This window comes from Pseudomonas sp. EA_65y_Pfl1_P113 (genome assembly GCF_963970525.1).
Lineage (GTDB): Bacteria > Pseudomonadota > Gammaproteobacteria > Pseudomonadales > Pseudomonadaceae > Aquipseudomonas > Aquipseudomonas tritici.
In genome coordinates this window covers 1-457 of sequence record NZ_CAXAQM010000549.1, presented here as the reverse complement: position 1 = coordinate 457, position 457 = coordinate 1, and the positions used below count along the sequence as shown (strand labels likewise).

The 457-nt window shown below is 59.1% G+C and carries 1 protein-coding gene; it reads left to right on the top strand.

Translation table 11 applies throughout. The annotated features are described in order from the left end of the window. Positions 1-457 (top strand): hypothetical protein (locus tag AACY52_RS31020; protein ID WP_339561497.1); only part of this gene is annotated, 457 nt, incomplete at both ends.

Genomic DNA, 457 nt, shown 5'->3' with positions numbered 1-457 from the left:
ACAAGCCTGTGCCGATGCAGCACGGCAAGCCGGTCAACGCGAATTTCGTCTATTCCGTGCATGTCCGCCCCCTCGCTTACGATCCGCGCCGGATGCTGATCGTCGGGATCGACCAGGGTCTGTTTGCGGCGGCCGCAGCATTGCAGCGGAATAGCCTCGGTCAAATCCGCACGCTTGCGGAGTGCGTCAACCTGGCGGAGGACAGAAAGACGCTACGCAAGCTGGGCGGCGCGGCTTTTGGCAAGTCGCTCAAGCAGATGATTACCACGAATTTTCCCGACGTTGCGCCCGACATGATCCGCTTTGTCGCTGATCCAGCAGCATTTGCGGCGAAAGATCGTGAGGATGACGAACAGGATTGGCTGTTGGCGTGCCAGAAGGCGCTGGGTGTCAAGATCTACAAGGCCAAATCGAACAAAGCCGCCCTGCGCAACGAAGCGATTTGGCAGGCACAGAA